At 57.5% G+C, this 6,429-nt stretch carries 8 protein-coding genes; 5 read left to right on the top strand and 3 right to left on the bottom strand.

The features are described from left to right. On the top strand, positions 1-588 hold a 588-nt coding region (locus tag ACIOVB_RS26730; RefSeq protein WP_401272183.1), incomplete at its 5' end, for a catabolite repression control protein Crc. A 95-nt stretch (positions 589-683) separates the two neighbouring features. On the opposite strand, the gene gltS is transcribed toward ACIOVB_RS26730, so the two are convergent. The 3 genes from gltS to rph form a co-directional block, all read right to left on the bottom strand. Further along, positions 684-1,892 (bottom strand): sodium/glutamate symporter, encoded by a 1,209-nt coding sequence (gene gltS / locus ACIOVB_RS26725; RefSeq protein WP_187680343.1) that lies wholly within the window; start codon positions 1,890-1,892, stop codon positions 684-686. Positions 1,893-2,283: 391 nt separating this feature from the next. Next, a complete protein-coding gene (locus ACIOVB_RS26720) occupies positions 2,284-2,652 on the bottom strand; it encodes a DUF4870 domain-containing protein (RefSeq protein WP_401272182.1) in 369 nt (122 codons plus the stop codon). Between the two features lie 28 nt (positions 2,653-2,680). Beyond that, a complete protein-coding gene (gene rph / locus ACIOVB_RS26715; RefSeq protein ID WP_095187917.1) occupies positions 2,681-3,403 on the bottom strand; it encodes a ribonuclease PH in 723 nt (240 codons plus the stop codon). Between the two features lie 270 nt (positions 3,404-3,673). On the opposite strand from rph, the gene ACIOVB_RS26710 reads away from it, so the two are divergent. The 4 genes from ACIOVB_RS26710 to ACIOVB_RS26695 form a co-directional block, all read left to right on the top strand. Then, entirely contained in the window at positions 3,674-4,537 is an 864-nt protein-coding gene (locus ACIOVB_RS26710) for a YicC/YloC family endoribonuclease (protein ID WP_187680376.1), read from the top strand. Positions 4,538-4,549: 12 nt separating this feature from the next. Continuing rightward, on the top strand, positions 4,550-5,170 hold the full coding sequence (gene gmk / locus ACIOVB_RS26705; RefSeq protein ID WP_187680341.1) for a guanylate kinase: 621 nt from the start codon (positions 4,550-4,552) through the stop codon (positions 5,168-5,170). A 167-nt stretch (positions 5,171-5,337) separates the two neighbouring features. Beyond that, a complete protein-coding gene (gene rpoZ, locus ACIOVB_RS26700; RefSeq protein WP_007894670.1) occupies positions 5,338-5,601 on the top strand; it encodes a DNA-directed RNA polymerase subunit omega in 264 nt (87 codons plus the stop codon). A gap of 57 nt (positions 5,602-5,658) precedes the next feature. Then, on the top strand, positions 5,659-6,429 hold a 771-nt coding region (locus ACIOVB_RS26695; protein WP_401272181.1), incomplete at its 3' end, for an HD domain-containing protein.

The following is a 6,429-nucleotide window of genomic DNA, read 5'->3' as shown; positions in this document are numbered from 1 at the left end:
CACGGTGGCGTGGCTTTGGCTTCGCGGTTTCAACCGCAGGCTGTCATCAGCGGTCTCGGTTTCGAGACGGCCGACCGCTACGGGCGCTACCTGCAAGCAGAGTTCGTCAAAGTCAGTATTGCCACCTTGCTGCTGCCGTCTGGGATGAACGGCGATGAGGACTTGAACCAGAAGTTCAAGCTCATGGATGACTTCGGCAAGTACCTGGACAAACAGCGACGCAAACGTCGCGAGTACATTTATTGTGGCTCGCTGTACGTGGCGCAGCAGAAGCTCGACATCAAAAACTGGCGCGACAGCCAGCAATCCCCGGGCTTCCTGGCGCCAGAGCGCGCCTGGATGGACGAGATTGTCGGCAACATGGGCTACGTCGATGCCCTGCGCGAAGTCAGCCGCGAAGGCGACCAGTACAGCTGGTGGCCGGACAACGAGCAGGCCGAGATGCTCAATCTGGGCTGGCGCTTTGACTACCAGATCCTGACGCCGGGCCTGCGGCGCTTCGTGCGCAGCGCACGCCTGCCACGTCAGCCGCGGTTCTCGCAGCACGCGCCGCTGATCGTCGACTACGACTGGACGCTGACCATCTAAGCGTCGATTCGCAGACACAAAAAAATGCCCGTATCGAAAGATACGGGCATTTTTTATGCGTCAGACCACGGTGAAAGAGGCTTGACGCTTAATGCTCAAACAGCGGCGAAAAACGGCAGGGCCAGGTACAGCTTGATCACGATGACGTTAATGAGGTCGATGAAGAACGCCCCCACCATCGGCACCACGAGAAACGCAATCTGCGAAGGCCCGAAGCGTTGCGTCACTGCCTGCATGTTGGCAATGGCCGTAGGCGTCGCACCCAGCCCAAAACCGCAGTGCCCTGCCGCCAATACCGCCGCATCGTAGTTGCTGCCCATCATTCGGAACGTCACGAAAATCGCAAACAGCGCCATGACCAAGGCCTGCGTAGCCAGAATGATGAAGATCGGCAATGCCAGAGCGGCCAGATCCCACAATTTCAGAGACATCAAGGCAATCGCCAGAAACAGCGACAAGCTGACATTGCCCAGTACCGAGACTTCACGCTCGAACACCTGATACAGGCCCAGCGCCGACAGCCCATTACGTAGCACCACACCCACGAACAAAACGCAGACAAACGTCGGCAATTCGAAAGCGGTTCCTTGTAACAGGCCATTGAGAACATTGCCGGCCAATAGACTGACGGCGATCAGCGCCAGTGTCTCGATAAACGAAAAGGGGGTAATCGAGCGCTCTTTGTTCGGCTGCTCGAAACCCTTTGGCAAGCGTGGCGTTTCTTGAGGCTGGCAACCCGGCACTTGCACGCGCTTGATAAGCAGCCGGGCCACCGGCCCACCAATCAAGCCACCCAGGACCAGGCCGAATGTCGCCGAGGCAATCGCAAGCTCGGAGGCCGATGCCAGACCGTACTTCTCGCTGAACACAGCTCCCCACGCAGCACCCGTACCGTGGCCACCCGACAAGGTAATCGAGCCCGTCAGCAGCCCCATCAACGGATCCAGTCCCAGCATTGTCGCAAGACCGATGCCCATGGCGTTCTGAACGACCAGAAGCCCGGTAACCGCCAGTAGAAAGATGCCGACTACGCGACCACCCTTCTTCAGGCTGGCAAAGTCTGCGCTCAAACCGATTGTGGCGAAGAATGCCAACATCAAAGGTGTTTGTAGTGACGTATCGAATCTGATTTCTATATCAAACGTTCGCAACATCAATAAACCCAGCGCAACCACCAAGCCACCGGCGACGGGTTCAGGAATATTGTAATTACGTAGAAAACCGACTCGTGCAACAAGCCCGCGACCCAGTAAAAGCACCAGAGAGGCGGCCACGAGCGTTCCATAAAAATCGAGCTGAATCATTGGGATTATTCTTGGCTATATATTCACCAGGCGTACTTTTTACCCGCGCACGCCTATTGAATCGGCTGATTGTCTCAACACTGATTGATTTGGAATTCAAAGACCTTCGATGGCTTGAATATATCGAGATGTTTCTGAAGCAACGTTGCGCGGAGTAACCTTAACAATCGCCAAGTCTTATTGCCAAGGACTCAGATCGCTCTAAAGCATTGCAGTTGTGACTAGAAGTGTAAGAGCTGAATATATATAAAAATATCGCCTACCGATTGTCGCGCGTAGAACCAGTCCTACACGAAAGAGTAATTAGTAGGGTTGCAAGAACACAAATGCCCTGACAAGTCAGGGCATTTGTATTAAAACTTTACGGGTCACGGAGGCTTCGTATTGATCGTTATTTGATCAGTCGCCAGGTGAACGGATATCGATAAGGGAATCCCTCATTGGCTTTCACCCCCGCGATGATCGTCAAGACCAGCGCACCGATGGCCAGCAGGCCCAACAGGAAGAAGCCGATAATCAGCAACATCAGCAAAAGGCAGATGGCCGAGGCAATCGCCACGGTGATCTGAAAATTCAGCGCTTCTTTACCCTGCGCATCGATGAACGGATCCGTCTCACGCTTCATCTGCCACAGAATCAGCGGCCCTATCAGGTTGCCAAACGGAATCCAGATCCCCAACAAGGCGGACAAGTGACAAAACATCGCCCATTGGCGAACCTGTTGGCTCGGTTTGGGTAGCAGCTCTTGCTCGTCACTCATCGCGTCCTCCTTGCGGGTTTGAACCTGCTCAGTCGGCCAGTGCAGCCTTCTGCAGTTCGAAGATTTCGTTCATGCCTTTCTTGGCCAGTTCCAGCATGGCGTTCAGGTCTTCAGGCTGGAACGGCGCGCCTTCAGCAGTACCCTGCACTTCGATGAAGCCACCGGAGCTGGTCATCACCACGTTGAGATCAGTCTCGGCGGCGGAATCTTCAAGATAGTCCAGATCCAGTACTGGCTCGCCCTGATACATGCCAACCGATACGGCGCCGATCATTTGCTTGAGCGGGTCGCCGCCTTTCAGGCCGCCACGCTTCTTGATCACTTTCAGCGCATCGACCAAGGCAACCATGGCGCCAGTGATGGACGCCGTGCGGGTGCCACCGTCGGCCTGGATTACATCGCAATCGACGTAAAGGGTCACGTCCCCCAGCTTGGACATGTCCAGAGCAGCACGCAGAGAGCGGCCGATCAGACGCTGGATTTCCAGGGTGCGGCCGCCCTGCTTGCCACGGCTCGCTTCACGCTGGTTACGCTCGCCGGTGGCGCGCGGCAGCATGCCGTATTCAGCGGTCAACCAGCCTTGGCCCTGACCCTTGAGGAAGCGCGGCACGCCGTTTTCGACGCTGACGGTGCAGATGACTTTGGTATCACCGAATTCGACCAGTACCGATCCTTCGGCGTGCTTGGTGTAGTTGCGGGTAATGCGGATCGAGCGGAGCTGATCGGCAGCGCGACCACTTGGACGTTTCATAGGAGATACCTGTACTGGGGACGGAAAACTGCGGAGCATTATAGAGCGCTGCACCGCCACTGGGCACTCGTTAAAAAAACAGGCCGACGACCGAAAGCCCTGAAACACGCATTACCGACGGGCTGCAGCCCTTTGTCACACCGTGTGTTTGGGCGCCTTCGCCGCACTGCGCTACAATCCTGCGCCTTTGCTGCCAGTCGGCTTAAATTCATTCATATCGCGCCTGCGGGACACATGTTCTGCGCCGATCTGCATTGCGAGGTCACCGCCATGGTGCACAGCATGACCGCCTTCGCCCGCGTCGAAAAAGCCGGCGCCCAAGGCACCCTGAGCTGGGAACTGCGCTCGGTCAACAGCCGCTATCTGGAGCCGCATCTGCGCCTGCCAGAGTCTTTTCGCGAGCTCGAGGGCGCCGTACGTGAAGCGCTGCGTCAGGGCCTGTCGCGGGGCAAACTGGAATGCACCCTGCGGTTCACCGAAGAAAGCACCGGCAAGCCGCTGCAAGTCGATCGTGAGCGCGCCGCACAATTGGTCGCCGCCGCAGAGACCGTTGCCGGCCTGATCAAGAACCCTGCCGCCCTCAACCCTCTGGAAGTGCTGGCTTGGCCCGGGGTTCTGGTCGCTGACGCAAGTGACCCGCAAGCCTTGAATGCCGAAGCCTTGGCTCTGTTCAATCAAGGACTGAAAGAACTCAAGGCCGGTCGCGAGCGTGAAGGCGCAGAACTGGCGCGACTGATCAACGATCGCCTGACTTCCATCGAAGAAGACGTTGTGACCCTGCGTGAACTGGTTCCGCAGATGCTCGCCACACAGCGCCAGAAGGTTCTCGACCGCTTCGCCGACATGAAGGCCGAGCTGGATCCGCAGCGCCTTGAACAGGAAATGGTCATGCTCGCGCAAAAAAGCGATGTGGCCGAAGAACTGGATCGCCTGAGCACCCACATCATTGAAGTTCGCCGGGTGCTCAAGTCCGGTGGTGCGGCCGGACGTCGCCTGGACTTCCTGATGCAGGAACTCAACCGCGAAGCCAACACACTGGGCTCCAAGGCCTTTGACCCGCGCAGCACCCAAGCCGCCGTCAACCTCAAGGTGTTGATCGAGCAGATGCGCGAACAAGTGCAGAATATTGAGTAAGGCTACCCCGACATGACCCACAGCACCGGCACCCTGTACATCATTTCCGCGCCATCAGGCGCGGGCAAAAGCAGTCTGGTCAAGGCTTTGACCGACGCCAACCCGGAGATCCGTGTGTCGATCTCCCACACCACCCGCGCCATGCGCCCGGGTGAGGTGAACGGCGTGAACTATCACTTCGTCGAGCGCAACGAGTTCGTGAAGATGATCGAGCACGGTGATTTCCTCGAGCGCGCCGAAGTCTTCGGCAACCTCTACGGCACCTCGCAAAGCCACCTGCAACAAACCCTGGACGAAGGCCACGACCTGATTCTGGAAATCGATTGGCAAGGCGCCGAGCAAGTGCGCAAGCTGATGCCGCAGGCACGTTCGATCTTCATCCTGCCGCCGTCCTTGCAGGCTCTGCACCAGCGCCTGACCAATCGCGGCCAGGACAGCGACGAAATCATTGATGGCCGCATGCGCGAAGCCGTCAGCGAGATGAGCCACTACGTCGACTATGACTACCTGATCATCAACGACGATTTCGCCCACGCGCTGGACGATCTGCAGGCGATTTTCCGCGCCAATCAGCTGATCCAGAAGCGTCAGCAACAGCGTCACGGTAAATTACTGGCCGAATTGCTCGGTTAATCAGCACTTCCCAAAACCGCTGCAAGCGCTTTACATTGGCACTTGCAGCGCGTTGAAGAGTCTGGTTAAAAAATCAGCGCTTCCCTAATCGCTGGTGATTTTTTAAACTGTTGAGTCCGCTCGCCCAACCGGGCAGCGCGCATATTGCATTCGCTCCGAGGAATACCATGGCCCGCGTAACCGTTGAAGACTGCCTGAACCACGTGGAAAACCGTTTTGAGCTGGTCATGCTCTCTACCAAACGTGCCCGTCAACTGGCCACCGGCGGCAAAGAGCCTCTGGTTCAGTGGGAAAACGACAAGCCTACCGTTGTAGCGCTGCGTGAAATCGCGGAAGGCCTGATGAGCTATGAGTTCATCGCCAACGCTGAAATCGTCGAAGACGAACCGCTGTTCGCAGCGTTCGAGGACGAGTCCAACGAGGCCGTCTAAGCCTATGCCTGGTCGACGTAGCACGGCGCGGGGTCACAGCGAACGGCAGGAGTCATCATGCCGAGCATAGACGCCCTCGCCGATCGCTTATCGACCTACCTCGGCAATGACCAGGTCAACCTGGTCCGCCGAGCGTATTTCTACGCCGAACAAGCCCATGACGGTCAACGCCGTCGCAGCGGCGAGGCGTACGTCACGCATCCTCTTGCGGTGGCGAATATTCTTGCCGACATGCACATGGACCATCAGAGCCTGATGGCAGCGATGCTGCATGACGTGATCGAAGACACCGGTATCGCCAAAGAAGCGCTGCAAGCGCAGTTCGGTGAAACCGTGGCCGAACTGGTCGACGGGGTCAGCAAACTGACCCAGATGAATTTCGAGACCAAGGCCGAAGCCCAGGCTGAAAACTTCCAGAAAATGGCCATGGCCATGGCACGCGACATTCGTGTGATCCTGGTCAAGCTTGCCGACCGCCTGCACAACATGCGCACGCTGGAAGTGCTGTCCGGCGAAAAGCGCCGGCGCATCGCCAAGGAAACCCTCGAAATCTACGCGCCCATCGCCAACCGGCTGGGCATGCACGCCATTCGTATCGAATTCGAAGACCTCGGTTTCAAGGCGATGCACCCGATGCGTTCCGCGCGGATCTACCAGGCAGTCAAACGCGCCCGGGGCAACCGCAAGGAAATCGTCAACAAGATCGAAGAATCCCTGGGTCATTGCCTCGCCATCGACGGCATTCAGGGCGAAGTCAGCGGTCGCCAGAAACACCTCTACGGCATCTACAAGAAAATGCGCGGCAAGCGTCGGGGCGTCAACGAGATC

This window comes from Pseudomonas sp. NPDC087639, assembly GCF_044743385.1.
Classification (GTDB): domain Bacteria; phylum Pseudomonadota; class Gammaproteobacteria; order Pseudomonadales; family Pseudomonadaceae; genus Aquipseudomonas.
Note: the sequence above shows the minus strand (reverse complement) of the source record. Positions and strands in the feature narration are given on the sequence as shown.